At 69.6% G+C, this 25,673-nt stretch carries 18 protein-coding genes; 3 read left to right on the top strand and 15 right to left on the bottom strand.

The genetic code is table 11. The features are described 5' to 3' along the window. Positions 1-29 precede the first annotated feature (29 nt). The 3 genes from ACRC20_RS09925 to hemL all read right to left on the bottom strand — a co-directional run bounded on the left by ACRC20_RS09925 (position 30) and on the right by hemL (position 2,665). Complete coding sequence (locus tag ACRC20_RS09925; RefSeq protein WP_438686191.1) at positions 30-347, bottom strand: hypothetical protein; 318 nt, start codon at positions 345-347, stop codon at positions 30-32. A 145-nt stretch (positions 348-492) separates the two neighbouring features. After that, the gene (locus tag ACRC20_RS09920; protein WP_438686190.1) at positions 493-1,344 is read right to left on the bottom strand and encodes a hypothetical protein; all 852 of its coding nucleotides are present in this window, start codon (positions 1,342-1,344) and stop codon (positions 493-495) included. Positions 1,345-1,363: 19 nt separating this feature from the next. Then, positions 1,364-2,665, bottom strand: a complete 1,302-nt coding sequence (hemL, locus tag ACRC20_RS09915; protein ID WP_438686211.1) for a glutamate-1-semialdehyde 2,1-aminomutase — start codon at positions 2,663-2,665, stop codon at positions 1,364-1,366. Positions 2,666-2,773: 108 nt separating this feature from the next. Between hemL and ACRC20_RS09910 the strand changes: the two genes are divergently transcribed. Next, the gene (locus tag ACRC20_RS09910; RefSeq protein WP_438686189.1) at positions 2,774-3,709 is read left to right on the top strand and encodes a TIGR03564 family F420-dependent LLM class oxidoreductase; all 936 of its coding nucleotides are present in this window, start codon (positions 2,774-2,776) and stop codon (positions 3,707-3,709) included. 120 nt (positions 3,710-3,829) lie between these two features. Next, positions 3,830-4,984, top strand: coding sequence for a DUF222 domain-containing protein (locus ACRC20_RS09905; RefSeq protein ID WP_438686188.1), 1,155 nt, complete (start codon positions 3,830-3,832; stop codon positions 4,982-4,984). A gap of 7 nt (positions 4,985-4,991) precedes the next feature. Here ACRC20_RS09905 and ACRC20_RS09900 read toward each other — a convergent pair whose 3' ends face one another. From ACRC20_RS09900 to aspS, 11 genes are all read right to left on the bottom strand, one after another. After that, positions 4,992-6,260 carry an endolytic transglycosylase MltG gene (locus ACRC20_RS09900; protein WP_438686187.1) on the bottom strand — a complete coding sequence of 423 codons (1,269 nt, stop codon included), beginning with the start codon at positions 6,258-6,260 and terminating at the stop codon, positions 4,992-4,994. Beyond that, entirely contained in the window at positions 6,253-6,786 is a 534-nt protein-coding gene (ruvX, locus tag ACRC20_RS09895; protein WP_438686186.1) for a Holliday junction resolvase RuvX, read from the bottom strand. The genes ACRC20_RS09900 and ruvX overlap by 8 nt, the downstream gene beginning before the upstream one ends. Next, the gene (gene alaS, locus ACRC20_RS09890; protein ID WP_438686185.1) at positions 6,779-9,457 is read right to left on the bottom strand and encodes an alanine--tRNA ligase; all 2,679 of its coding nucleotides are present in this window, start codon (positions 9,455-9,457) and stop codon (positions 6,779-6,781) included. The genes ruvX and alaS overlap by 8 nt, the downstream gene beginning before the upstream one ends. Positions 9,458-9,565: 108 nt before the next feature. Beyond that, positions 9,566-10,540, bottom strand: a complete 975-nt coding sequence (locus tag ACRC20_RS09885) for a hypothetical protein (protein WP_438686184.1) — start codon at positions 10,538-10,540, stop codon at positions 9,566-9,568. Positions 10,541-10,583: 43 nt separating this feature from the next. Further along, complete coding sequence (locus tag ACRC20_RS09880; protein WP_438686183.1) at positions 10,584-12,290, bottom strand: DUF4185 domain-containing protein; 1,707 nt, start codon at positions 12,288-12,290, stop codon at positions 10,584-10,586. 10 nt (positions 12,291-12,300) lie between these two features. Further along, a complete protein-coding gene (locus ACRC20_RS09875) occupies positions 12,301-13,680 on the bottom strand; it encodes a replication-associated recombination protein A (RefSeq protein ID WP_438686182.1) in 1,380 nt (459 codons plus the stop codon). Beyond that, a complete protein-coding gene (locus ACRC20_RS09870) occupies positions 13,668-14,822 on the bottom strand; it encodes a phosphotransferase family protein (protein ID WP_438686181.1) in 1,155 nt (384 codons plus the stop codon). Before ACRC20_RS09870 ends, ACRC20_RS09875 begins: the two co-directional genes overlap by 13 nt. A gap of 107 nt (positions 14,823-14,929) precedes the next feature. Further along, entirely contained in the window at positions 14,930-15,835 is a 906-nt protein-coding gene (locus tag ACRC20_RS09865; protein ID WP_438686180.1) for a transglutaminase family protein, read from the bottom strand. A gap of 28 nt (positions 15,836-15,863) precedes the next feature. Continuing rightward, entirely contained in the window at positions 15,864-18,521 is a 2,658-nt protein-coding gene (locus tag ACRC20_RS09860) for a circularly permuted type 2 ATP-grasp protein (RefSeq protein ID WP_438686179.1), read from the bottom strand. Between the two features lie 11 nt (positions 18,522-18,532). After that, positions 18,533-21,880 (bottom strand): DUF2126 domain-containing protein, encoded by a 3,348-nt coding sequence (locus ACRC20_RS09855; protein WP_438686178.1) that lies wholly within the window; start codon positions 21,878-21,880, stop codon positions 18,533-18,535. A 6-nt stretch (positions 21,881-21,886) separates the two neighbouring features. Beyond that, complete coding sequence (aspS, locus tag ACRC20_RS09850) at positions 21,887-23,665, bottom strand: aspartate--tRNA ligase (protein WP_438686177.1); 1,779 nt, start codon at positions 23,663-23,665, stop codon at positions 21,887-21,889. 236 nt (positions 23,666-23,901) lie between these two features. Between aspS and ACRC20_RS09845 the strand changes: the two genes are divergently transcribed. Then, a complete protein-coding gene (locus ACRC20_RS09845) occupies positions 23,902-24,240 on the top strand; it encodes a hypothetical protein (protein ID WP_438686176.1) in 339 nt (112 codons plus the stop codon). Between the two features lie 14 nt (positions 24,241-24,254). On the opposite strand, the gene ACRC20_RS09840 is transcribed toward ACRC20_RS09845, so the two are convergent. Continuing rightward, positions 24,255-25,502: an MFS transporter gene (locus ACRC20_RS09840; protein ID WP_438686175.1), complete on the bottom strand. Its 1,248-nt coding sequence runs from the start codon at positions 25,500-25,502 to the stop codon at positions 24,255-24,257. Positions 25,503-25,673 lie beyond the last annotated feature (171 nt).

Below are 25,673 nucleotides of genomic sequence, written 5' to 3'. Positions count from 1 at the left end.
CCCCCCCCCCCCCCCCCACGACCGTCCGACTACGCGCCGGGGATAGGCAGGAACTCGAACGCCTCGATGGCGCCTCCGACGGCGAGGGCGGTGTGGGGGTGGTCCTCCAGGAGGCCTTGAAGGGCTTCCTTCGAGTCGGCTTCGAGGATGGAGAACCCGCCGACGCTCTGGTCGAAGCTCTCACACGCCGGAGCGAGCGGGGAGCCGAGGTCCACCAGCGCGGGGCCTGCCTTCTGCGCCCACGTCATCCATGCTTGGATGCCCGCCTGCTGCTCCTCAGGGGTGGATTGGGCGATCTTGTCGTGCGCGGCCACGTCGGCCTTGTACAGGACCAGGAACTTCGGCATAAGGGCTCCTCAAATGTTTGGCCGCAAGGGCCTCGATGCGCCGCCCGAGCGGGCGGCGCCGTCATGGTCGCACACCTTTCCGGCGTGTTGTCTGGGAGTCGCCCACAGCATCTCGGCAGTCGCGCCGCGTGCTTTCCCCTCGGGGCTAGAGCCTGTTGAGCTTCGTCAAAACATCGGCGAAGACGGCCCGGCAACGTTTCGAGATCAGGTCGGAGTTCCCGCAGTACATCCACACCAGCACGCCTCTGACGTCCGTCGCGTAGGAGTCGTCTGCGGCGAACGGGCTCGTCTCGGGGGGCCTGCCGTCCGAGTAGACAGCATTCGTGGTCCCCTCTTTGCGATAGGCCTTCAGCGGGACGGACGAGGCGACGTTCGGGGGGTCGATCGTCGTCACCGACAGCCTCGTCGTGTCCACCTCGCCGGTGCTGAACGCGTCCACCTCGACATACGTGGCGCATTGGGCGATGTACTCGTCGAACCTCGAGAGCCTCTCCCCGGCTCTCCATCGGTGCAGCTCCACCGAGATCGACTGGCCGAACATATTTTTCTCATCGTTGAGCAGCGCCTCCACCGAGCCGATCATGTCGACGTCGTCCGCGTGGAAGACCGCCCCGCACTGCGGGGGGAAGTAGCCGCGCCGTACTCCGGGCAGGGCGCTCTCCGAAGCGCTCGGCGCGGAGTCTTTGCTGGTTTTCACCGTCCAGCCCTTGTCGAAGTCTTCTCGCTTCGGCAACGCCGCAAACAGCTCCTCGTCGCTGCGGGCGGTCAACGGGCCCGTGTGGACGGTCGGGCGCAGGGCGACGGACGTGTGCCCCGCCGGATTCCTCGCGCCGCGCAAATGCCAGAGGAATCCTCCGAAGACGCTGCCGATCACCACCAGCACGAAGACCACCACGAGCACGATGGGCGCGGCGCCCGGCTTCGGCTTGCTCGGAGGCGGCGGCGAATAACCATACGGCTGCATTGGCGGAGGGCCGTACGGCGGCGGATAGCTCATCGGGCGCTGCCTCCCTCGCTCAGACGCCCGGGGCCGAACGGGCGGCGGCCCTGACCGCCTCGGGCAAGGCTCTCTCGAACACGTCCAGCGCCTCGTCGGTGACCGAGGTCGAGACGAACCACGCCTCGTACGCGCTCGGCGGCAGATGCACCCCCTGGTCGAGCATGCTGTGGAAGAACGCCGGGTAGCGCCATGTCTCGGTGGCCCGGACCGCGTCGTAGTCGACCGGGGCCTCCTCCGCGAAGAACACGGAGAACAGGTTCCCGGCCCGGCCTGTCGCGGCAGGCAGACCGGCTGCGGCGAACTCGCGCGCGACCAGCCCGACGATTGTTTCCGCAGTCGTGTCCAAACGGGCGTAGGCTGCCTCGTCGGCGAGGCGCAGCGAGGCGAGCCCCGCAGCTGTGGCGAGCGGGTTGCCCGCGAGCGTGCCCGCTTGGTACACCGGGCCCGACGGGGCGAGCTGCGCCATGATCTCGGCGCGCCCCCCGAACGCCGCCGCAGGCAGCCCGCCGCCCATGACTTTGCCGAAGGTGACCAGGTCTGCGGGGACGCCGCCGAATCCGTACCAGCCCGCGCGGCTGATCCGGAAGCCGGTCATCACCTCGTCCGAGATCAGCAGCGCGCCATGCGCGCGCGGCGCCTCGGCCAGCGCCCTCTGGAACTCGGGCTTCGGCGCGACCACGCCCATGTTGCCCGGAGCCGCTTCGGTGATGACCGCCGCGATATCGCCGCCCTGCTCGGCGAAGAGCCGTTCGAGCGCCTCCGCGTCGTTGTACGGCAGGACGATCGTGTCGGCTGCCGCCCCCGGAGTCACCCCTGGCGAAGACGGAGTGCCGAAGGTCAGCGCCCCAGAGCCCGCCGCGACAAGGAGCGCGTCGGAATGGCCGTGGTAGCAGCCCGCGAACTTCACGATCTTGGCGCGCCCGGTGTGGGCGCGGGCGAGGCGGATCGCGCTCATAGTCGCCTCGGTCCCGGAGGTGACCAGGCGCAGCTGCTCGACGCCCGAGCCTGCGACCCGGTCGATGATCGCCTCGGCGAGCGCGGCCTCTGCCTCGGTGGGAGCCCCGTACGAGAGGCCGCGTCCGGCCGCCAACGTCACATCGGCCAGCACCTCGGGGTGCGCGTGCCCGTGCAGCATCGCGCCCCAAGAACACACGAGATCGAAATACCGGTTCCCGTCGACGTCGACAAGCCACGGCCCTTGCGCCCTCGCGATGAAACGCGGCGTGCCGCCCACTGCCCCGAACGCCCGCACCGGCGAGCTCACCCCACCAGGGATAACCCGGCTCGCCCGCTCGAAGGCTTGCTGAGAGGCTGGCATGGCTGCTGGTCCGGGCTCGACGGTCACAAAAACACACTATCGCAGTCCTGCGCGCCCACGCGGACGCGAGGCCTCCGCCCCGCCTCGAAACCGCGCTACCCTCGCGGCATGACCCTCGGAGTGGCGCTCAATCAATTCGAACTCGACCCGCGCGAGAACGCCGTCGAGCACGCGGCGCGCCTCGCGGAGCGAGCCAAGGGCTTCGGCCTCGGCTCGCTCTGGCTCGGGCAGACCCTCAACTACGACGCCATCACGCTCGCCGCCGTGATCGGGTCGAAGGTCCCCGGCCTCGCTGTTGGCACGTCCGTGACGCCGCTGCACCCAAGGCATCCGCTCGTGGTCGCAGGCCAGGCCCAGGTCGCCCAGGCCGCGAGCGGCGGCAGGTTCACGCTCGGGCTGGGACTCGGCGGCGCGGACCTCTTGCGCCAGCAGTTCGGGTCGAGTCCGGCGAAGCCGATCGCGCACTTGCGGGAGTATCTCCGGGTCCTCGGAGAAATCCAGCGGACTGGTTCTGCGGGCTTCGACGGCGAGACGCTCACCGCGCGCTCCGGCGATTGGACGCTGGCGCTGCCAGGGTCGGGGCCTGGCCCTTCGGTCGTGGTCGCGGCGCTCGGCCCCCAGGCCCTGCGGGCGACAGGCGAGCTCGCCGACGGCACCGTGACGTTTCTGACCGGTCCGAGGACCATCGAGTCGTTCATCGCCCCGACGATCCGGGCCGCCGCCGAGGGGGCTGGACGGCCTTCGCCGAGGATCGTCGCGCTGGTCGCGGCGGTGCTGACCGAGGACGCGGACGGCGTCCGCGACCGAGCCGCCTCGGTCTTCGACTTCTATTTGACGATCCCCTCGTACCGCGCGGTGGTCGAACGGGAAGGAGTCGGACATCCCGTCGAGCTCGCGCTTATCGGGGACGAGCAGGTTCTGGCGCAGGGCGTTCGGCAGCTTTTCGACGCGGGGGCGACGGAGGTCGTCCTCACCCAGGGCCTGCAACTCGGCGGAGCCGAGGCGAGGCAGCGGACCTGGGAGTTCGCGGGCACGCTCGCCTGAGCCTTATCCAAACGGGTGAATAAGTCGGCACACGAGCATCGCGCAAGACTGCAATAAGTCAGTGCACGAGCATGTGGTTTTCCCTTGTTCTGCCTGGCGTTTTCGGGTAGAATCGAACGTATGAATGACATGGCGGGAACCGGTTCGGCGGTGAGGGATCTGCTTGCCGCGCTCGCAGAAGTGGAGCGCGAGGAGTCCCTGCTGCTCTCCCGGAAAGCAGTGCTGGTGGCGAGGATCGCCGAGGAAGTGGCGCAGCGCCAGATCGTTGAAGAGCGTCAGTGCGGGAAAGGGATTTTCTCCTTCGCGACTCGTGAGGCGGTGCTGTTGGAGCTGGGCCCCGCGCTCGGGGTGTCGTCTCGGGGCGCGAACGCGATGCTCTCCTTCGCGGAGGATATGACGACGAATTACCCGCGCCTCGGGGCGAAGCTGGCGGCGGCCGAGGTCACGGCGAAGGCCGCGCGGTTCGTGGGAGAAAATCTCGGCTTCGCACCGAGCGGCTGCCGGGAGGAACTGGACGCGTGGCTCGCCGTCCAAGCCCCGCGCTGGCGGGCGCACTCGTACGGGAAGATCTCGCACTTGATGGAGGCCCAGTACCTGCGGCTCGACCCCGAATGGTGCAAGAAACGGCGGGAGCGGGCGCACAAGTCCCGCTCCTTCACCATCACCCCCATCAGTGACGGCACTGAGCTTTCTGGACACTCCGGGCTCCGCCCTGCGCGTCTGTCCGACCTACGCGGCACCATGCCCCTGGAAGCCGCCGCCGAATTGCGCGAACGCCTCGACGCCATCGCACGCACGGTCTGCACTGGCACATCCCCCCTCGGCGACCCCCGCCCCCTCCACACCCGGCACAGCAACGCATTAGCCGCACTCGCACGCGGCGAACACCAACTCGCCTGCCAATGCGGACAAGACACCTGCCAAACAGCCGCGCGGCCAGCCCGCCACCCCAAGAACATCGAACTCGTCGTACAACTGCCAGCGCTGATCGGAAAAGACGACCTCCCAGCCCTGCTGGACGGAGCGCCCATCGACGCAGACCTCGCAAGGACGCTCGCCAAAGCCGCCAAACGCATCCGCTTCACCACCACCCCAGACCAATCTCCCCCACTCGCTAGCGCTCGCGGGAGGTACCCCCAACCCACACCCGCAGAACTCGTGGGAGGTGCCCCCAAAGCCAAAACACACGGACACTGGCAAGACCGTCAAGAACCCGACGGAACCGTCCACTGGACCAGCCCAACCGGCCAGTGCCACACCACCAACCCAGGCTGAGCGCGCCCTAGTTCTCGCGCGGGATGAACCCGTTCTCCTTCGCCTTCTCCACGTTCGCCAGATGCTCCTCGTACGTGTCGCTGAACAGAGTCGTGCCCTTGTCGTCCACGGTGACGAAGTACAGCCACTTGCCGTCGGCGGGCTTGAGCATCGCCTTGATCGCCGCATAGCTCGGCGAGCAAATCGGCGACGGGGTGAGGCCGGGACGGACATAGGTGTTCCACAGCGTGGGGTTCTTCCGATCCGAGTCGCTGGTCCCGACTTCCTGCTTGTCGAGAACATAGTTGATCGTGGAGTCGAACTGCAGCGGCTGGTTCGCGGCGAGACGGTTCAGCATCACGCGGGCGACCTTCGGCAGATCTTCCGGAAAGACGACCTCACGCTCGATGAGCGAGGCCCCGACAAGCGTCTGGTACGGGGTCCAGCCCAATGCCTTCGCCCCGTCGAGCAGGCCGAGCGACTCGTACTGCGCCGCCGTGCTGCTGATGAGATACCGCAGGATCGTCAACGGGTCGGCCTGCGGGTCGAAGTTCATATCGCCGACGATCAAGCCTTCCAGCCTCCGGTCGCGCGAGACGCCCTCGGGGAACCCGGAGACTCCCTCCTGCGCCCATGCGGGCACGCCGAGCTCGTCGAGCGTCGCGTTTTGAGCTGTCGCGCGCAGATCGCCCGCCGAGACGCAATGCTCGTCGTCGTTGAGCTTCACACAGCTCGCCTCGGCGATGATGTCGTAGATTGCGGGAGTGCGCTTCCCCGTTGTGGTCGTCGTCCCGTCCAACGCCCGGGAGCCCGCCACGCTGAGATAGCCGACAACCTCTTTCTTGCCCTTCTCCGTGAGCTTCGAGAGGGCGAGCGCGGCGGGGATATGCGTCGGCAGCACGTAGTAGCCGGGGTTGATCGAGGTCAGCCCCGCGTCGAGGAACGCCGCTTTGCTCTCGACCACCTTCTGCTCGACCAAGTGCTCGCCAATCAACGCGTTGCCCTCGCCATCGGCCACGTGGAACACCAGCTCTGGTCCCGCCGGGCCTGCGAAATCGGGCGCGGGCGGCTTCGGCGGCGGCGTGTCGTCCCGGCTCAGGAAGAAGACCACTGTTCCCGTCAGCAGCAACGTGCCGACCAAGAGGAGCACGGCGGCGATGCGGCGGCGGCGCAGGATCTCCGGGGAGCGGTCGCGCATGGCGCGGGTGCCGCGTTGCGCGGGCAGTTTCGACGGGCCCACCGCTTCGGGCTGGGCTCGTCGCACCCCGGTCGCGCCTGGCCGGATTGGGTCACTCATTCTCGCACTCTTCCTTGTTCGCTTCATTCGTTTCGCGTCCTGGCCCGTCAAGCCATCCTTGCAGAATCGCTGTCGCGGCCAATTGATCGACCACGCCGCGTTGCCCTTTTCGAACGAGACGTTTGCCACTCACTCCGGCTTCGCGCAGCTGCCGGTGCGCCAAGACGGTCGTGACGCGCTCGTCGACGAGCCGCACCGGAATCGGCGCGACCGCCTCGCGCAATCGCTCGACGAACTCCTCGGCGGCTCGGGCGGCCCGTGCCGCCTCGCCCTTCAAATTCCTCGGCCAGCCGACCACGACCAGCGCGATCCGACGCTCCTCGACCACGGCGGCCAAGGCGGCGAGGTCGTCCGCCAACGCGAGCTTCGGCGGCTTGCCGACGGTGCGGTCGAGCGCCGCGAGCGGAGCGGCGAACACGCCGCCTGGGTCGGAGATGGCCAGCCCGATCCGCGCTTGCCCGAGGTCGATCCCCAGCCGGGGCCCGCGGTGTTGTGTCTCCTCCGCCGACGGGCGGGGCTCAGGCACGGGCTCCGAGCCCGGCCAGTTCCTCCCGCAACCTCGCCTGGGCGGCTGGGACGCCAGAGGGGTCCGAGCCGGAGCCTTGGGCGAGGTCGTCCTTGCCGCCTCCCCTGCCGCCGATCGCCGGGGCCGCCGCCCGCAACAGCTCGCCCGCCTTCGCGCCGAGCTCGTTCGCGGCCTTCGTCGCGAGCACGGCGAACGCCACTTTCTCACTGGACTTGTGGAAGAGCGCAGCCACTGCGGCTCGTTGGCCGAACGCGTCTTTCAGCGAAGTCGCGAGGCCGCGCAGGTCGTCGGAGTCGACTTCGGCGCTGACGAACTCGACCGCGCCGCCCGACGACAGGCCGATCGGGCTCGCCGCCTGGACGAGGCTCCCGGCCTGCGCGCGGGCCTGTGCCTGGGCCTGCCGGGCGATCTCGCGCTCCAAGGTCTTCACCCGCTCCACGAGCGCGCGGACCTTGTCCGGGGCCTCGGCGGCGGGCGAGCCGACCGCCGAGGCGACGGCGGCGAGCAACGAGCGCTCTTTGGCGAGGTGCTCGCGCGCGTCGTAGCCGACCAGCGCCTCCACCCGTCGCGTCCCGGAGCCGGTCGAGGACTCGCCGAGCAGCACCACAGGGCCGATCTTCGCGGACGAGGCGACATGCGTGCCGCCGCAGAGCTCCATGGAGAACGGCCCGCCGATCTCGACGACCCGGACCCGGTCGCCGTAGTTCTCGCCGAACAGCGCCAACGCGCCCATCGACCGGGCACGGTCGATGTCGGTGACGAACGTGTTCACCGGGTAGTCGGTCTCCACCGCGTCGGAAACGACAGACTCGATCTCTTGCCGGGTCTCGGGCGAGAGCGCGCTGTGCCAGCGGAAGTCGAAACGCAGGTAGCCGGGCTTGTTGAGCGACCCCGCCTGGGTCGCCTCGGGACCGAGGATCTGGCGCAGCGCGGCGTGCACCAGGTGCGTGCCGGTGTGCCCTTGGTTCGCGCCGTGCCGCCACCGCGAGTCGACCTGCGCGGTGACCTCGGAGCCGACCGAGAACACGCCCTCGGTGACTTTGACCCGGTGTGTGAAGAGGCGCTTGGCGATCTTCTGCACGTCCGTCACGTCCGCATGGGCGCCAGGCGCGCTGATCGAGCCGGAGTCGGCGAGCTGGCCGCCGGACTCGGCGTACAGGGGGGTGCGGTCGAGGATGATTTGCGCGTCTTGGCCCGCGTGCGCCTCGTTCGCGAGCTGGCCGTCCACCACGATGCCGAGGATCGCGGCGCGCGAGGAGAGCTCGTCGTAGCCGGTGAACTCGGTCGGCGGGCCGTCGAGCAGCCCGTGGTACACCGACTGGTCCTCATGCGCCTGCTTGCGGGCTTTCGCGTCCGCCTTGGCCCGATTGCGCTGCTCGGCCATGAGCTGGGCAAAGCCTGATTGGTCGACTTCGAGGCCGACTTCCTGCGCCATCTCGAGCGTGAGCTCCAACGGGAACCCGTACGTGTCGTGCAGCGCGAACGCCTCGGAGCCAGGGATGACCTTGCCCGAAGAGCTCCGCACGCCCTCGGCCACCTGCTCGAAGAGCTTCGAGCCGGAGTCGATGGTGTTGCGGAAGGCGTTCTCCTCCCCCGCCGCGATCCGCTCGATCCGGGGCGCTTCCCGGTTCAGCTCCGGGTACATCGGGCTCATCGAGGCCACGACCTCGCCGACCAGCGCCGGGGTGACCAGCTCCGTCGCGCCGAGCAGGCGGGCCGCGCGCACGATCCGCCGCAAGAGCCTGCGCAGCACGTAGCCCCTGCCGTCATTGCCGGGGTTCACCCCGTCGCAGATGAGCATGACGGCGGTGCGGGCGTGGTCCGCGATGACCCGGAAACGGGTGTCGTCGACGTGCGAGCCAGCCCCGTACCGGCGGCCGGTGAGCCGCTCGGCGACGGAGATGACCGGGCGCACCACGTCGGTCTCGTAGACGTTGTCCACCCCTTGCAGCAGGAATGCGACCCGCTCGACCCCCATGCCGGTGTCGATGTTCTTCTTCGGCAGCGGGCCCGCGATGTCGAAGTCGGTCTTGTTGCGGATCGCCGCGAGCTCGTTCTGCATGAAGACCAGGTTCCAGATCTCCAGGTACCGGTCCTCGTCGGCCTCGGGACCGCCGTCCGCGCCGAATTCGGGGCCCCGGTCGAAGTAGATCTCCGAACAGGGGCCGCTCGGGCCGGGGATGCCCATCGACCAGTAGTTGTCGGCGGGGCCCCGGCGCTGGATCCGCTCGTCGGGCAGGCCCGCGATCTTCTTCCACAGCTCGATGGCCTCGTCGTCGTCCTCGTAGACCGTGGCCCACAGCCGGTTCGGGTCGAAGCCGTAGCCGCCGTCCTCGACCGATGAGGTGAGCAGGCTCCACGCGAACTGGATCGCGCCTTCCTTGAAGTAGTCGCCGAAGGAGAAGTTGCCCGCCATCTGGAAGAAAGTGTTGTGACGGGTGGTCACGCCGACTTCTTCGATGTCTTGGGTGCGCACGCATTTCTGGATGCTCGTCATCCGGGGCGAGGGCGGCGTGCGCTGGCCGAGGAAGTACGGCACGAACTGGACCATGCCCGCGTTGACGAACAACAGGTTGGGGTCGTCGAGGATGAGCGAGGCGCTCGGCGTCAGCTCGTGGCCGTTTTTGATGAAATGCCCGAGAAAACGCTCGATGATCTCCGCTGTCCGCATGGGGGACTAGCCTACCGGACACGCCCCGCTGAGGCTAAAACGGCGACCTGGGGCAAAGCCCCTCCTGGGGAGCCCCGCGTGGAGATCGTCTCGCGGACCCCAGGAAAGCTATTTCTGTTTGATCCGTTGTATGGTCCCGCTGAGCAGCTGGCCGAGCACGTCCTCGTCGTCCGGGTCCTCGCCGTTCGCCTTCGGCAGCGGCAGCGCGAACCCGGCCCGCATGCCGGAGCCGATCACGACCAGTCCCCGAGACCTCGCCCCCGTGATGGTCAGCACGACTGGGACGCTGATCGCGCTCGAGGACTGTATTTTCCCCCGCATCGTGATCGTCATCGACTCCTCGGCCTGCGGGACTGTGCCGCGCCGCGCCCGCAACCGCATGACCGCCGTGACGCCCTCGGCGCTCACTGTCACTGTGGAGCAACGCTTCGCGAAGTCTTCGGCCTCGGTGAACTCGCCCGAGCCGCGCGCGTCGCGGACGAGGCGCACCTCCGCCGACGAAGACTCGATCAGCGGCAGCTGTGGCGACTCCCCTTTCACCGATCCGACCGCGTCCGCAGCCTTCGTCGATTTGCTCAGATCGCATTCGGGCGGGCTGATCCTGGTCGTGGAGAGATCGGCCCCCGTGCTCTTCGCCCCGCGCGTCCGAGTCACCTTCCAATCGTCCGGGTAGTCGGCCTCGGTCGGCAAGAGCGCGAACAGCTCGTCGTCCGAAAGGCTCGCGAGGCTGTCGCGTTGGGCGGTCGAGCCGACGATGGCCGCCAACGGGCTCGAATCGCCGCCCTCTGTGCGGCGCGCCCCCCACCACCAGCCGAGGAGGAAGACACAAGCGACCGCCAAGCAGCCCGCGAGCGCCTTCTCCCACTTCCTCGGCCGCCCGGCCTCTTTCGGCTCGGGTTGAGCGGGCTGCCACGGCTGCGGATCCTGCCAGGGCTGCGCGAGCGGCCCGCCCGCGTGCGGCGGGGCCTGGGCCTCGGGAGTCTGCGGCAATCCGAGGGCCGGATAGAACCATTGCGGCACGCCGCCATCAGCCGGACCGCTCTCCGGCGAAGTGCCTTCCGGCTGTCCCGGCGTCACGCGCATCACTCCATCTTGCCTGAGATCGGACCATGGGGCCATAGCCGGGCTACTCGCTGTCGAAAACCGGGCCGAGCGACTCGTTCAAGACGATCCGCACCTGGTAGGTCCCGTAGCCGCCCCAGTGCGAGATCGTGGCGACCAAGGCGTCCCCGTCGCTCTGCGCGGCGCTGAGGAAGCCGCCGTACACCCCTCGCGGGTCTCGCAGGCTGTTGTCGCGCCCGTCCCCGGTGACCACCGCCAGCTCCGGGCCGAACTGGGTCGGGTGGTCGAGCGGCGCGATCCGCATCCCGATCGGGGTCTGCATGTTCCTGGTGTACACGAACACGAGGTACGGGCCGACCTGCATCAGGCTCGACTCGCCGATGCCGTCTTGCCTGCCGTGCCTCCGGCCAAGGGCGGAGGGCAGCGGCGGGGTGGCAGGCAGAGCGCCGAGCGGTTTCCCCGGTCCTGGGCGCCGCCAGCCCCTGGCCGTGTAGTACTCCCAGCGATCCGGGTCCAAGAGGTCCCCCGGAGCGCTGCGCGCCATATGGAGCCCGTCGTTGGCACGGCCCTCCTGCGTGCCGCCGATGTAGACGACCGGCGACGAGCCGTCCGGGGGCTGGACCATCGCGAACTCCATCTGCTGGAACGGCGCGCCCCGGTTCCAGTCGGCGGGCTTCCACGCGGGACGCTGGCCATGCGGATTCGTGAGGACCAGCGCGGGGGCGGGCAGCTCGGGGATCGGCGGAATGACCCTGCGTGTGTCGGGGTCGAGGTCGAACTGCACGATCTGGGCCTGCAAGGTGGTCCATTGCGCGGAGACGTCCCAGTTGTTCGCGACTTGGAACGCCACGAACAGCTTGTCGTCGACCACGATCGCCGAGGTCGGCACGATCGAGGCGGGGCCGCTCCCCCGCGCCTTGCCGCCGATTGCGCGCACCACGTCGAGCATCGCGCCGTCCGGGTAGCCCGCCGCCGCGTCCCGCCCGATGAGGTCGATCGGCAGCCCCTTGCCGCCCCGGCCCGGCGACGGGGGCGGCTCGGGGTCGATCCCTGCCGCTTGCAGCGAGTCGCCAACCCAACGCGTTGACCAAGCCGGGTAGGCAGGGACGTCGTCCTCGTTCGCGAACCCGTCGACGATCTCGTTCCCGCGCTCGTCCACATGCGTGTAGAGCATGGGGTTGGCCCACGTGATCTCGGCGTCCATGTCGGGGCCGCCGTGGGAGAAGGGCTGGTTGCGGCTGGTCGCGTCGCCGAAAATGTAGCCGATCACCTGCTCGCCCCGCGCGTTCGCCCCCAGGTCGACCGCGACGCCGAGGTCCGCTCCGTCCATCCGCCAGTCGCTGTCGACCTGCCGCGCGCCGGAGCCGACGCCGCCCACCAGGTCGTCCGCGACGAGCGGGCGGACCGGGTCGTCCTCCATGGCGTCCTCGGGGTCGGCGGATCCAGGAGCAGGGCCCCCGTCCGCCTCGGGCTCGGGATCTGGCGCGGCTTCCTCGTCAGACGCCGGCGCGGCTTCCTCGTCGGGCTCCTGGTCTTGTGCGGGATGCACCGGCTCGACGCTGACAATACGGATGTCCTGGACTGGCTTCGGGCGCGGCGGGCCGTCCTCGCCGTGGCAGGCGTCGTATGAGGCGGCACAATGCTCCTGCTCCGCCTGCGCCGGAGCCTCCGCCAGCCACCAGAGGAGCGGGACGGAGGCGGGCAGCCCCAGCCCTCCTGCGATTGAGGCGTAACGCAGCCCGGCGAGCAGCCAAGTCTGTCGTCGTCGCATTCGCGCTAGTTTAGCCTTTCCCGCCGCCCGGCGGGTCCGTGTCGTTGTCCGGCGCGGGCGGCCTGCGAGTTTTCGGGCCGCCCCGGACGATGTTGCGCAGCTTCGGCACCCGTCCGCTCAGCTCCCGCTCGAAACCGTGGTTGGTCGGCTGGTAGTAGTCCACGCCCACCAGCTCGTCCGGCGGGTACTGCTGCGCGAGCACCCCGTCCGCCGTGTCATGCGGGTAGCGGTACCCCGCTGTCTTCTTCGTCTTGCGCGCGTAGGAGGAATGGCCGTCCCGCAGATGTTGGGGCACCGGCCCGGCCCGGCCCGCCCGCACATCCGCCTCTGCGGCGCCGATGGCTTGGATCACGGCGTTGGACTTCGGCGCGGTGGCCAGATGGATCGTCGCCTGGGCGAGGATGATCCTGGCCTCCGGCAAGCCGACGATGGCCACTGCCTGCGCCGCCGCCGTCGCGACAGACAGCGCGGTCGGGTCCGCCATGCCCACGTCCTCGCTCGCGTGGATCATGAGCCTTCGGGCGATGAACCGAGGGTCCTCGCCCGCGATCACCATGCGCGCCAAATAATGCAGCGCCGCGTCCACGTCCGAGCCTCGGATCGATTTGATGAACGCGCTGACCACGTCGTAGTGCTGGTCTCCGTCGCGGTCGTAACGGACCATCGCCTCGTCCAGGCTCGCGGTGACCTGTTCGAGAGAGACTTCCCAGGCCGTCTCGCCAGAGCTTTCCGGAGCCTGCGCCTGCGCGAGGTCCACCGCCGCTTCGAGCGCGGTGAGCAAGCGCCGGGCGTCCCCGCCCGAGACGCGCAGCAAATGCTCGCGGGCGTCGTCGGCGAGCCCCACCCTGCCGCCGTAGCCCCGCTCGTCCGCGAGCGCCCGGCCGATGAGGACGTCCAAGTCCTCCCGCGCGAGCGGGCGCAATTCGAGGACGAGGGAGCGCGACAGCAACGGGGAGACCACGGCGAAACCCGGATTCTCGGTGGTGGCCGCGACCAAGAGCACGATCTGGTGCTCCACCGCCGCGAGCAGCGCGTCTTGCTGGGTCTTCGAGAAACGGTGCACCTCGTCGATGAACAGCACCGTGCGCACCCCTGCCGCCAGGCGCATCCGCGAGTCCTCGATGACCTCGCGCACCTCCTTCACCCCTGCGGTGAGCGCCGAGAGCGCGACGAACTCGCGGCCCGTCGCGGCGGAGAGCAGCGAGGCGATCGTGGTCTTCCCCGTCCCCGGCGGCCCGTGCAACACGACGGACGCGACTCCGTGGCCGTCGACCAAGCGCCGCAGCGGCCTTCCCGGCCCGAGCAGATGGTCTTGGCCGAGCACTTCCGCCACGTCTCTGGGGCGCATGCGCACGGCGAGCGGGACGTGCGCGGCGCTCACCACCGCCATGCCGCGCGCAATGCGGCGATCACTGTCTCGGCGTGCTCGGTCACAGCCGAGTCTCCCGAGGCCTCGGCGAGGCCGAGCAGCCCCTCCCAACGCGCGAGCAACGCTTGCGGCGTGGGCGTGGAGAGCGCGTGGCCGTGCGACCAAGCGCCCTCTCTGCCGTGTCCCGGCAGCCACCAGGCGGTGGTCAGCCAGACCCAGACCAGCTCGGCGGCCAGCACGCGGCGCAACAATGTCGCCTCGTCGGCGAGGAACGGCCACGCCGTGACCGCCTCCGCCCGCCACGCCTGCACGATTCGCTGGTCCAGCTGGGACCAGTACTCCTTGCTCTGCTCTTTGCGCATCGATCCGCGATAGGTGACCAGGGCATACGCGATGTCCAACGCGGCGTCGCGGAACCCGCCCCACTCGTAATCGAGGAACCGCACCCCTTGGTCCGCAGTCAAAAGAATGTTGTCCGGCCCCGGGTCGGCGGGGCTGAAGGCCCGCATCGTCCCCTTGTCGAACAGCTCCCTCGCCTTCGTCGCGGCCGAGCGCACCTCGTCCGGCACGTCGACGGAAAGGTGCTCGCGCAGCTGTTTGGGGAGCGCGAGCACAGCGCCCTGCACTTGTTGGCCGATGACGTCCCGGCTGGGCGGCACTTTCGCGCGGCGCAGCAAGGCCGCGAAATCGATTTCCCGGCCCGCGGTCGCCGCGTGCATCCTGCCGAGCCGTTGCGCCCAGGCCATGAGCGCGTTCTCGGTCCCGCCCGAGCTCGAAGCCAGCACCTGGGACATCAGAGCCGCCTCGCCGAGGTCCGAGATGATGAGCACGCGCTCGTCCAAATCCCAGGCCAACAGCTCGGGGCCGGGCCGGTCCCCCGTGGCGAGCGACGTGGTGAACTGGTAGCTCACCACTTCTCGGGCGAATTTCTCCAGGCTGTCGTGCGCCGGGCTCTGCTTCACGACGATGGTCCGGGGCAGGGAGAACGGGTTCTCCCCCACCCTCGCGCGGACCACCACAGTCTGTCCGGTGCCGCCGAGGTCCTCGACCTCGACGAGGGTGACCTCGGCGCCGGTCCGCTTGGTGAGCAGACGGACTGCGGCGGCAATGACCGCCACAGCTTGCGCCGTGCCGAGCGACGGGTGGTCCGTGAGAAGTGACATCGTTTTCCAAGATACCCGTGTCGACCGACAAAATTGGAAACACGGCGCGCGCTTAGAGCTCTCTTACCAACTTCTTGCGTTCACAGACGCAGCAGTTCCGCGCGCGGCTACAGCTCTGCCACGTCCACGGACACCCCGATGGTGCTGGTCTTCGCCTCCGAGTAGATCACGCCCCGCAGCGGCGGCACATCCGCGTAGTCCCGGCCCCACGCGCAGGTGATGTACTCGTCGCTCACCAGCTGGTTGTTCGTCGGGTCGAACGCGAGCCACCGGTCCTCGCCGAAGCAGACGGCCGCCCAGGCGTGCGTCGCGTCGGCCCCGACGAGCTTCGGCTGCCCCGGCGGCGGGTTGGTGAGCAAATAGCCGGAGACGTACCGGGCCGCCAGGCCGTGCCCGCGCAGGCAGGCGATGGCGAGGCGCGCGAAGTCCTGGCACACCCCCGACCGCTGGGCCAGCACTTCCGAGACCTTGGTCGCCACGGTCGTCGAGCCGGGGTCGTAGCGCAGCTCCTTGTAGATCCGGTGCGTGAGCTCGGCGACCACTTCCACGAGCGGGCGGCGGGCGGCGAACGTGGGCGCGGCCCACCGCAGCACCTCGTCGGTGATCTCCGGGGGGTCGAGGTCGATCACGTACTGCCGGACGAGGGGCTCCTGCGCGAGGCGCAGCCGCACATCCTCCCAATCCGCCCAGTCGTCCCAGTTCGCCCAGGAGGTCTGCTCCGCCGCGACCGCGACCGTCGACTGCGCGTCGACCACGAGGCGGCGATGGGTCTGTGTGACGTGGAAGTACAGATCGTGGTTGCCGAACGCGTCGACCCCGGTCGACGAGTCCTCCGGCTCCGGGTCCACGACCAGCTCGTGGTCGATCCTCCGCTGGCCGGGGAAGTCCCTCGGGCACAGAAAGCCCCTGCCGTACGACGAGGTCACGTCGTCGTCGTACTCGTAGACCGTGCGATGGGTGACCCGGTACAGCCGTCCCCTTGGCTCTTCTCTCATCCCGAGCTCTTCGCTCATGCCCTGACCTGCCTTGCTCTGACCGACACTAGCTCCACGCCTGCCCCGAGCCCGCCCACAACGGGCGCATCCTGCTCGGCGGGGTGAGCCGCGAGCGCTCGATAGTGCTCGCGAGCTCGCGCAACCCGTCGTGCATGGCCGTCAGCCACTGCACGAGCTCGGTCCGCTCGCCTTCCGCCGAAACCCGTTCCAACTCGTCCGGCTCCACCCTGCGCAGCACGCTGAACAGGGACTCAAGAGCGTGCTCGGCGCGGGTGGAGCGGGCCGCGTCCGGCAACGCCATCAAGTTCCGGCGCAGCGCCTCGAGCTGGTAGACCAACGACCTCGGGTTGTCGACGTCGAAGAAGACCAGCTCGGCGACCGTGCCGACCCGGACGCGCAGATGGTTCCTGCGGCGGTAGATGACGGCGGACTCCACCGAGGAGAGGACCGCCTCGGTGAGCGGCCGCTCCAACTCGGCCTCGTGCGCTTTGCCGAGCGTGGCGCGCACGAGCGCGGTCAGCTGCAGCCCCCGCTCGATGCGCTTGCCGATGTCCATGAGCCGCCAGCCGGGATCGTGCACCATCGACTCCGAGGCGAGGCCGGAAAGCGCGAGCATTCCGGCGAGCACCTGCGATTGCGCCGCAGAGAGCTGTTCGAGCTCGTCGGCCCAGGACGCGGACGCGCTCTGGCGGACCGGACGCTCCAGCGCGCGCTCCAAATCGGCAAGGACCATCCAGGTGTCCACCGACAGCTGGTCGCGCACGCCTTGGGCGGCATTGCCGAGCCGGTCGGCGGACTGGGCGAGCGACCCGGAGCGCTCCCGGTCGAAGGTGAACGCCCGCAGCTCCTTCAGCCCGCGCGCCACGCTCAGCTCCGAGCCGAAGCCCGGCCCGGCGGTCACTTGCTCCATCGCGGCGAACAGCGACTCCAACGGCTCGGCGAACGGCGCGTCTGGCCCGCTCGCCGACCGGTGCTCCTGCAGCCGCTCCCGGATCACGATGAGCAGGCGCGCCAACGCCTCGGCCCGCTCCCCGTAGCGTCCGATCCAGAAGAGGTCGGCGAGCACGCGCGGGGAAGTCACCGCCTCGTCGGTGCGGACCTCGGCGACGCGGGCGCTCGGCACATCGATGGCCACCACCCGCGCGCCGCGCTCGGCGGGCTTCTTGCCGCGCACGGCCCCGGTCGCGGGCTGCATCACCCAGATGTCTTTCGTCGCGTTCGAGGCGGGCAGCGCGGCGTGCGGGTTCTTCGCCATGACCTGGCCGAGCCCGCCGGGCAGCACCACTTGCTGATTGCCGTGCGCCACGGTGAAACAGCGCAACAGCACCGGCGCGCCCTCAAGGAGCGCAGGCTCGTCGGCCCCGGAGGGCTCGGCGATCACCGGCGCGGAGCTCAATCGCATGGGGAGCTGGCCGACCCAACGCCACGGCTCCGCTGCCAACTGCCGCGCGAACGCCTCTTTTGCTTTGGCCGTCAACCCCGCTCCGGCGCGCGCGGCGCCGGTCACCACGTCGCGGACGACGAGCTCGGAGAGGTCTTCTGCGATCTTCGCCCGATCCGCCGGACGACCGCCCCACAGCACGGTGGCGCTGTCCAAGAGCAGCTCCTCGCCCAAAAGGGCCTGCGCGAGCTGCGGGAGGAACACGGCGAGCGCGGGGTTCTCCAACACGCCGGACCCGATGGAGTTCACGATCGTCACCGTGCCCCGGTTCGCCGCCTCCACCAGGCCCGCGACGCCCAGCTGGGAATCCGGGCGCAGGTCGAGCGGGTCGATGTACTGCGAGTCCACCCGCCGCAGGACCACGTCGACTCGTTTGAGCGTCCCCAAAGAGCGCATCCACAGCTTGCCCTCGCGGACCACCAGGTCGGGGGCTTGGACCAGCGGGAAGCCCATCAGGAGCGCAAGGTGCGCCTGGTCGAACGCGGTCTCCGACCCGGTGCCCGGCGAGAGCACCACCACCGTCGGGTCCTCCACTCCGGCGGGAGCCGTTTCGATGAGCGCGAGCCGGAGCTCCTGGACGAACAGGCCGAGCGAGCGCGGGCCGACCGCCTGGAACACGCCCGGCGCGGTGCGCATCAGCACACGACGGCCCGCGACCGCGTAGCCGATGCCGGAGGGGGCCTGCGTCCGGTCGGCGTGCACGACGAACTCCCCGGAGGGTTTGCGCCCGAGCTCCACCGCGTGCAAGAACACCGGCTTCGACGGCGACGGCGACTCATGCGCCATGCGCAAGTAGCCGCGGTGCGCGAAGACCAGCTCGGCGGGCAGAAGGCCTTGCTCCAGCATCCGCTGCGGGCCGTAGAGATCTGCGAGGAGCGCGACGAACAGCCGGGCCCGCTGGGCGAGCCCCTCCTCCAAGACGGCCCAGTCCTGCGCGGAGAGCACGATAGGGACCGGGTCCAGCGGCCATGGCGCCGGTCCGCCGTGCACCGGCTCCAGCTCCTCGGCCCCCGGCTTCCCACGGGCGGTCGCGAGCGCGGACGCGCCAACCGGGTTGTACGTGATCCCGTCGCTTTCGACTTGCCTGGCCACCCTGGCGCGCAGCCGGGCGAGGCCGTGCTGCCCCATCGGGGCGAGCGAGGAAAGCAGCTCGGACCAATGGGCACGCGGCTGCCCCTCGTCGTCGGTCAGCTCGTCGTAGCCTTCTGCGGCTTCCCCGAACAGAACTTGCTGCGCTTGCGACCCCAAGCCGGTCGGACTCATGTTGTTCGAATTTACCGGAGCACCGTCCGCGCCCTGCGCAGATCCAGGACGCCAGGGGCGCTCGTGTCAACGGCCATCCGCCTGGCGGCTTCGGCGATTCTGCCCAGGTCGATAGGGCCAGGCGTCATGCTCATCGGCTCGAACCTGCCGATCCGGCGCGACTGCGCGGTGGCGGAGTTCACAGGAGGCTCCTCGTATGCCAGCCCGCCGGGATGCACCACGTGGTAGGTGGCTCCGCCGAGGGAATGCCCGGAGTAGGTGTCGATGAGCTCGAACCGCAGCGGCGAGTCGACGGTGATCGTCGGGTGCAGCGCGCTCGGCGGCTGCCAGGCCCGGTAGCGGACCCCGGCGACTTGGACGTCCTCTTTCTCGGTCTGGCGCAGCGGGATCGGGAAGCCGTTGCACGTGGCGACGAACCGCCCTGGGTCGGCCCCGACGAGCTTGACCTGCAGCCGCTCCACGGAGGAGTCGACGTACCGAGCGGTGCCGCCCGACGTGGCCTCTTCGCCGAGGACGTGCCACGGCTCGATGCCCGCCCGCAGCTCCAGCTCCGCGCCGCCGACGACGACCGAGCCGATCCGGGGGAAGCGGAACTCGGTGAACGGCTCCAACCAGGACTGCTCGAACTCGATCCCCGAACTACGCAGGTCGGAGACGATCTCCGACGCGTCGGCGATGTTGTAGTGCGGCAGGAGGTAACGCCCGTGCAGCGCGGCCCCGTGTCGGATGAGCGGCGCTTTGAACGGGTCGTCCCAGAACTTCGCCACGAGGGAGCGCACCAGGAGGGACTGCACGAGCGCCATCTGCGGATGCGGCGGCATCTCGAAGCCGCGCAGCTCCAAGAGGCCGAGGCGCCCTCGGGTCGAGTCCGGGCTGTAGAGCTTGTCGATGCAGAACTCCGCCCGGTGCGTGTTGCCGGTCAGGTCGGTGAGCAGGTGCCGCAGCGCGCGGTCCACCTGCCAGGGCTGGTACTCCCCGGACTGCGCGAGCCGGTCGAGCTCGGCGAAGGCGACTTCCATCTCGTACAGGGACTCCGGCCTGCCCTCGTCCGCCCGAGGCGCCTGGGAGGTCGGCCCGATGAAGCGCCCGGAGAAGAGGTAGGACAGCGACGGGTGCCGCTGCCAGTACGTCAGCAGGGAGACCAGCAGGTCCGGGCGGCGCAGGAGCGGCGAGTCGCTCGGGGTCTGGCCGCCGACGGTGATGTGGTTGCCGCCGCCGGTGCCGGTGTGCGTGCCGTCGAAATCGAAGGACTCCGTCGACAAGCGGGCGAGGCGGGCCTGCTCGTAGAGGTTCTCGAGCAGTTCGGTCTGCTCCTCGAAGCTCCCGACCGGCGGGACGTTCACCTCGATGACGCCGGGGTCGGGGGTGATCGACATGAATTTCAGCCGTGGGTCGGCTGGCGGGTCGTAGCCTTCCAGCACGACCGGGACCCCGAGCTCTCGGGCGGTGCCCTCAATCGCGCCGACGAGGTCGATATACGCCTCGGCGGTCGGCAGCGGCGGCAGGAAGACGTGCAGGTGCCCGTCTCTGACCTCGGCCACCAGCGCCGTTGTCGAGGCGCCGACGAGCTGCACCTGCGGCGGCGGGGTGCTCGACTGTTGGCGCGGCTCGCGCTCTTCGGGGGTCGGCAGCTTGGGCCGCTTCACGGTCGGGTCCGCAGGCGGGAACTGCGCCGCCGGGGACCAGCCGACCGAGTCGAGCGGCAGGCGCAGCCCGGCGGGCGAGTCGCCTTCCGAGAGGACGATGCGCCCCCGGCGGGTCCGCCAGATGGCGCTGGCCCAGCCGTCTCCGGTCCACGACGGCTCCAGCGGGACCACGTACGCGGTCGGCTCGCTCGCGCTGGCGTTCAAGATCTCGACGAGGTTCGCCCTCGCCTCGGGCGAGTCGATGTCGGGGCCGAGGTCGAGCGCCAGGTCGGACGGGTCGCCGTACGGCAGGCGCAGCGCGCGCTGCAATTGGGCCAGCGGGTCCTCGTACGCGGGTTGCGCCGCCTCGGCGGCGAGGCCGAGCTGGCCCGCGAGCCGCTGCGCGAACTCCGCGGAGATCTTCGCCGACTCCTCCCTGCCGAGGTCGCGGGGCGCGGCCTCCCACGGCTTGGCGAGCAAAGCCTCGTCGGACCACACCGGCTGGCCGTCCTCGCGCCAGAGCAGGCCGATGTTCCACCGGGGCAGCTCCTCCCCCGGATACCACTTGCCTTGGGTGTGGGAGAGCAGCGCGCCCTGCGCGAGCTGGCCGCGCAGCCGCCGGGCGAGATCTTCCGCCCGCTCGCGTTTGTGGGGGCCGTCGGCCGCGACGGTCCACTCCTGCGAGGTGCGGTCGTCCACGGAGACGAACGTCGGCTCGCCGCCCATCGTCAGGCGCACGTCCTCGTCCTTGAGCCGCTGGTCGACGGCGAGGCCGAGCTCGTACACCGACTTCCACTGGTCGTCCGAGTACGGGAGGGTGACGCGCGGGTCCTCGTGGACGCGCCGCACAGTGTTCGAGAACTCGAAGGAGACCTCGCACTTGTCGGTCGAGCCTTCGATCGGGGCCGCGAGCGCGGGCTCGGGGGCCGCGGCGAGGGGGATGTGCCCTTCGGCCGCGAACAGCCCGGAAGTCGGGTCGAGGCCCACCCATCCCGCGCCGGGGAGGAACACCTCGGTCCAGGCGTGCAGGTCGGTGAAGTCGGCCGAGGGCCCGGACGGCCCGTCCAGCGCGGGCAGGTCGGAGGTGAGCTGCACGAGGTAGCCGGAGACGAACCGGGCGGCGTAGCCGAGCTCGCGCAGCACCGAGACCAAGAGCCATCCGGAGTCGCGGCAGGAGCCGACCTTGCTGCGCAGCGTGTGGTCCGGGGTCTGCACGCCGGGCTCCATCCGGACGCTGTAGCCGATCTCCTTGCTCAATGCCGCGTTGATCGCGATCAAATGCTCGATCGTCCGGATCCGGCCAGGCTTCGCGAAACGATCGGCGAAGGCCTTGACCAGCTCGCCCGGCCCCGTCCCCGGCCCGGCCTCGTTCACCCGGGTCCGGAACGGGCTGAGCGACTTGCGCAGCGCGGCGGGATACGTGAACCCCACGTGCTCGGCCCAATCCTCGATGAAGAACTCGAACGGGTTGATCGGGGTGAGGTCGGCGACGAGCGAGACGGTGAACGAGAGCTCCCCCGTTCGCTCCGGGAAGACCATCCGGGCGAGGAAGTTGCCGAACGGGTCTTGCTGCCAGTTCAGGAAGTGCTGCCCAGGGTGGACCGCGAGCGAGTACGCCTCGATCTTGGTGCGGGTGTGTGGGGCGGGGCGCAGCCGCACGACATGCGGGTACACCTTGGCCTGCCGGTCGAATTTATAGCTGGTGTGGTGTTCGAGGGCGACCTTGATCCCCATGTGCTCCTACTTCTTCTCTTGCTTCGAGTCGGGTTTCCAGTCGACGCCGGTCTCGGCGCGCTGGGCGGGAGCGATCGGGCCCGGAGCCCCGGTGAGCGGGTCTTGCCCGCCGCCGGACTTCGGGAAGGCGATGACCTCGCGGATCGAGTCGACCCCCGCCAGCAGGGCCGCGATCCGGTCCCAGCCGAAGGCCATGCCGCCATGCGGCGGCGCGCCGAACGCAAAGGCGTCGAGGAGGAAGCCGAACGCTGCCTGCGCCCGCTCCTCGTCGAATCCCATGAGTTTCAACACTCGCTCCTGCACCTCCCGGCGGTGGATGCGGATGCTGCCGCCGCCGATTTCATGTCCATTGCAGACCAGGTCGTACGCTTGAGAGAGCGCAGAGCCGGGGTCCTCCTCAAGGGTAGCCAAGCTTTGCTCAGTCGGCGCGGTGAACGCGTGGTGCACCGCCGTCCACGCGCCTTCGCCGACCGCGATGTCGCCAGCCGCCTTCGCCTGCGCGGCGGGCTCGAGGAGCGGGAAGTCCACCACCCAGGCGAACGACCACTTCGGGCCCTCGGCGATCAAACCGAGCCGGTTGGCGATTTCGACACGGGCGGCGCCGAGGAGGCTCCTCGCGCCCTTCGCGTCGCCCGCCGCGAAGAAGACGCAGTCGCCCGGCTTCGCGCCGACATGCTCGGCCAGACCGCCCTGCTCGGCTTCGGAGAGGTTCTTCGCCACCGGGCCGGACAGCGCGCCGTCCTCGCCGACCAGGACGTACGCGAGTCCTTTCGCGCCGCGCTGGCGCGCCCAGTCCTGCCATCCGTCGAGGGTCCGGCGCGGCTGGTCGGCTCCGCCCGCCATGACCACGGCGCCGACGTGCTCGGCCTGGAAGACCCGGAACGGGGTGTCCTTGAAGTACTCGGTGCAGTCCACGAGCTCCACGCCGAACCGCAGGTCGGGCTTGTCGGAGCCGTATCGGCGCATGGCCTCCGCGTACGTGATCCTGGGCAACGGGAGCTGCGGGGCCTCGCCCCCGAGCCCCCAGACGGCCGCGACGACGTCCTCCGCGAGGGCGATCACGTCGTCCTGCCCGACAAAGCTCATCTCCAAGTCCAGCTGCGTGAACTCGGGCTGGCGGTCGGCGCGGAAGTCCTCGTCGCGGTAGCAGCGGGCGAGCTGGAAGTACCGCTCGATCCCGCCGACCATGAGCAGCTGCTTGAACAGCTGGGGGCTCTGCGGCAGCGCGTACCAGCTGCCGGGCTTCAGGCGCGCGGGGACGATGAAGTCCCGCGCCCCTTCCGGGGTGGAGCGGGTGAGCGTCGGCGTCTCCACCTCCACGAAGTCCTGGTCGAGGAGCGTCTGCCGGGCCGCCGCGTTGATCGACGAGCGCAATCGGAGGATGCGCGCCGCCTCGGGCCTGCGCAAGTCGAGGTACCGGTAGTGGAACCGGGTCTCCTCTCCTGCAGGCTCGTCGAGCGGGAACGGCAGCGGGGCGGACTCGGAGAGCACTTCGAAGCTCGCGACGCCGACTTCGACGGCGCCCGAGCCGAGGGCGGCGTTCTCGCTGCCCTCGGGACGGCGGTCGACGACGCCGTTGATCTTCAGGCAGTACTCCGCGCGCAGCCCGTGCGCGCGCTCGAGCACCTCGCCGTCGCGGAAAACGACCTGGGCGAGGCCGGACTTGTCCCGGAGGTCGACGAAGATCACACCGCCGTGGTCGCGGCGGCGGGAGACCCAACCGGTGAGCACCACATCCGTTCCGATATGGTCTTCTCGCAGTTCACCGGCTAAATGCGTGCGCACGCCGCCACCTCTCCTTCTTCGCTTCCGGTGGCACTTTACGGGTTCGCTCGCGCCCGGCGCAACCGACTTGCGCAGGGCTCGCGCAGGACCGCTCCCCCAGCGCGCAGACCTTGCTGTGAGAAAGCTGACAGTTGCTGTCAATCCCCTGGGGATCGACGCGGAAAGTTGTCCCAATTGATTTCGCAGAGCTAATCTTTTGAAGGAAGATATCGGTGAACGAAATCGGAGGTCCGAAGATGAAGAAGATATCTCTTATCCAAAAAGCCGCGCTCGTCGCGGGCGCTTTCGCGGCCCCGCTCGGCGTCGCGGGCGCTGCGGCCGCATCTGCGGAGCCCGCCCAAATGATCGGCCCCATCAAGACGGACATCTGCGTCAGCGGCCCCCTCGGATTCGTCCAGGGATGCGTCGACACCGGCCGTCATCGCTGGTGGGACGGGAACCGTTGGTGGCAGGGCGACCGCGCCTGGGACGGCGACGACTGGCACCGTTTCCACGACGGCCCCAACTGGCGCCATGACAACGGCCGCCACCGCGGCTGGGACAAGCACGACGACGACTGGCGCCACCACCACTAAGCCCCGGGCGAAGCTCACTCAGCAGGGTTTGCTCGCTCCGCCCAGTTGGTCCACAGCCGCAAGGCGAGGCCGACTGCGGCGGAGCCTGCGCCCGCGAGACAGACTCCTGGCCATCCGCTCCTCTGATAGAGGAAGCCCGACATCGCCGAGCCCGCCATGCCGCCCAAGAAGTACAGCGTCATATAGGCGGACGTCGCCCGGCTCCGCTCCGCCGCATGCTGATGGTAGATCGCGTGCTGGTTGGACATTTGCACTGTTTGGACGCCGAGGTCGAACACGACCATGCCCGCGATGAGCGCCACGAGCGACGAGCGCCCCTCCGCCAACAGCCCCCATCCCGCGAGCACGAGCAGCCAGGCGATGGTCGCCACAAGCGCCCCCCGCCCCCGGTCCGCGATCCTGCCCACCAGTGGAACTCCGAGCGCCCCCGCCGCCCCGGCAAGGCCGAACAGGCCGATCACCGCCTCGCCGTAGTGGTACCGCGTCCCGCCCTCGCCCGCGAGGAGGAACGCGACACTGGTCCAGAGCGCGCTGAAACCCGCCATCGACACAAAGCCGAGCGCCATCCGTTTGCGCAAGAGCGGCGAAGACCGGACCAGCTGCCCCGTGGAGAGGAGCAGCGCCCCGTACGGCCCCTGCGCGGACGGCGCCGTCGTCGGGATCGAGCGCCACAGCACCGCCGCGAGTGCCAGCGACCCTGCCGCAGCGAGAAAAAAGACCGCGCGCCACGAGCCGAAGAGCTCCGTGACCGCGCCGCTCACCGTCCGCGCGAGCAGGATGCCGAGCAAGAGCCCCGACATCACCGTGCCGGTGGCTTGGCCACGGCGCTCCACCGAGGCCAAATGCGCGGCGAGCGGCACGGCCAGCTGCGCGGCGGACGCGACGAGGCCGACCAGGACCAGCACCGCGCACAGCACGGAGAAACTGCGCGACAAGCCCGCCGCGAGCAACACCACTGACGAGAGCGCGACCAATCCCGCCAATGTCTTCTTCGCGCTCACCAAGTCGCCGAGCGGCACAATGAGCAAAAGCCCGACGGCGTAGCCGACCTGCGAGCCAGTGACGAGCAGCCCCGCGAGCCCCGTCGAGACGTGGAACTGGCCCGCGATCATGCTCAGCAGCGGCTGCGTGTAGTACAGCCCCGCCACCGAGGCCGCCGCCGTGACGCTGAGCAGAAGGGTCAGCCCGGCGGACAATCCGGGCTGGCCCGCCCCCGGCCGAACCTCCTCGGCCGCAGAAATCTGAGAACCTGTTTCGACCATTCGCACACTGTAGCCGAGGCAGCAGCACCCATCCGGCGAGTCGAAGACCAACTGTCAACGGCTGAAACGATCTGTCAACTGGCTGTCAAAAGCCGCGCTGCGCTCTGAAATTCGCCTCCCGCGAACTAGACTGCTGCACAGCAAGGTCGACAACGAAGTCGGAGATGCATC

It is taken from the genome of Segniliparus sp. (genome assembly GCF_051660745.1).
Lineage (GTDB): Bacteria > Actinomycetota > Actinomycetes > Mycobacteriales > Mycobacteriaceae > Segniliparus.
Note: the sequence above shows the minus strand (reverse complement) of the source record. Positions and strands in the feature narration are given on the sequence as shown.

Coding starts and splice junctions, on each gene's coding strand:
- ACRC20_RS09925 (WP_438686191.1), bottom strand. CDS start 347: ATGCCGAAGTTCCTGGTCCTGTACAAGGCCGACGTGGCCGCGCACGAC.
- ACRC20_RS09920 (WP_438686190.1), bottom strand. CDS start 1,344: ATGAGCTATCCGCCGCCGTACGGCCCTCCGCCAATGCAGCCGTATGGT.
- hemL (WP_438686211.1), bottom strand. CDS start 2,665: ATGCCAGCCTCTCAGCAAGCCTTCGAGCGGGCGAGCCGGGTTATCCCT.
- ACRC20_RS09910 (WP_438686189.1), top strand. CDS start 2,774: ATGACCCTCGGAGTGGCGCTCAATCAATTCGAACTCGACCCGCGCGAG.
- ACRC20_RS09905 (WP_438686188.1), top strand. CDS start 3,830: ATGAATGACATGGCGGGAACCGGTTCGGCGGTGAGGGATCTGCTTGCC.
- ACRC20_RS09900 (WP_438686187.1), bottom strand. CDS start 6,260: ATGAGTGACCCAATCCGGCCAGGCGCGACCGGGGTGCGACGAGCCCAG.
- alaS (WP_438686185.1), bottom strand. CDS start 9,457: ATGCGGACAGCGGAGATCATCGAGCGTTTTCTCGGGCATTTCATCAAA.
- ACRC20_RS09885 (WP_438686184.1), bottom strand. CDS start 10,540: ATGCGCGTGACGCCGGGACAGCCGGAAGGCACTTCGCCGGAGAGCGGT.
- ACRC20_RS09880 (WP_438686183.1), bottom strand. CDS start 12,290: ATGCGACGACGACAGACTTGGCTGCTCGCCGGGCTGCGTTACGCCTCA.
- ACRC20_RS09875 (WP_438686182.1), bottom strand. CDS start 13,680: ATGGCGGTGGTGAGCGCCGCGCACGTCCCGCTCGCCGTGCGCATGCGC.
- ACRC20_RS09870 (WP_438686181.1), bottom strand. CDS start 14,822: ATGTCACTTCTCACGGACCACCCGTCGCTCGGCACGGCGCAAGCTGTG.
- ACRC20_RS09865 (WP_438686180.1), bottom strand. CDS start 15,835: ATGAGCGAAGAGCTCGGGATGAGAGAAGAGCCAAGGGGACGGCTGTAC.
- ACRC20_RS09860 (WP_438686179.1), bottom strand. CDS start 18,521: ATGAGTCCGACCGGCTTGGGGTCGCAAGCGCAGCAAGTTCTGTTCGGG.
- ACRC20_RS09855 (WP_438686178.1), bottom strand. CDS start 21,880: ATGGGGATCAAGGTCGCCCTCGAACACCACACCAGCTATAAATTCGAC.
- ACRC20_RS09845 (WP_438686176.1), top strand. CDS start 23,902: ATGAAGAAGATATCTCTTATCCAAAAAGCCGCGCTCGTCGCGGGCGCT.
- ACRC20_RS09840 (WP_438686175.1), bottom strand. CDS start 25,502: ATGGTCGAAACAGGTTCTCAGATTTCTGCGGCCGAGGAGGTTCGGCCG.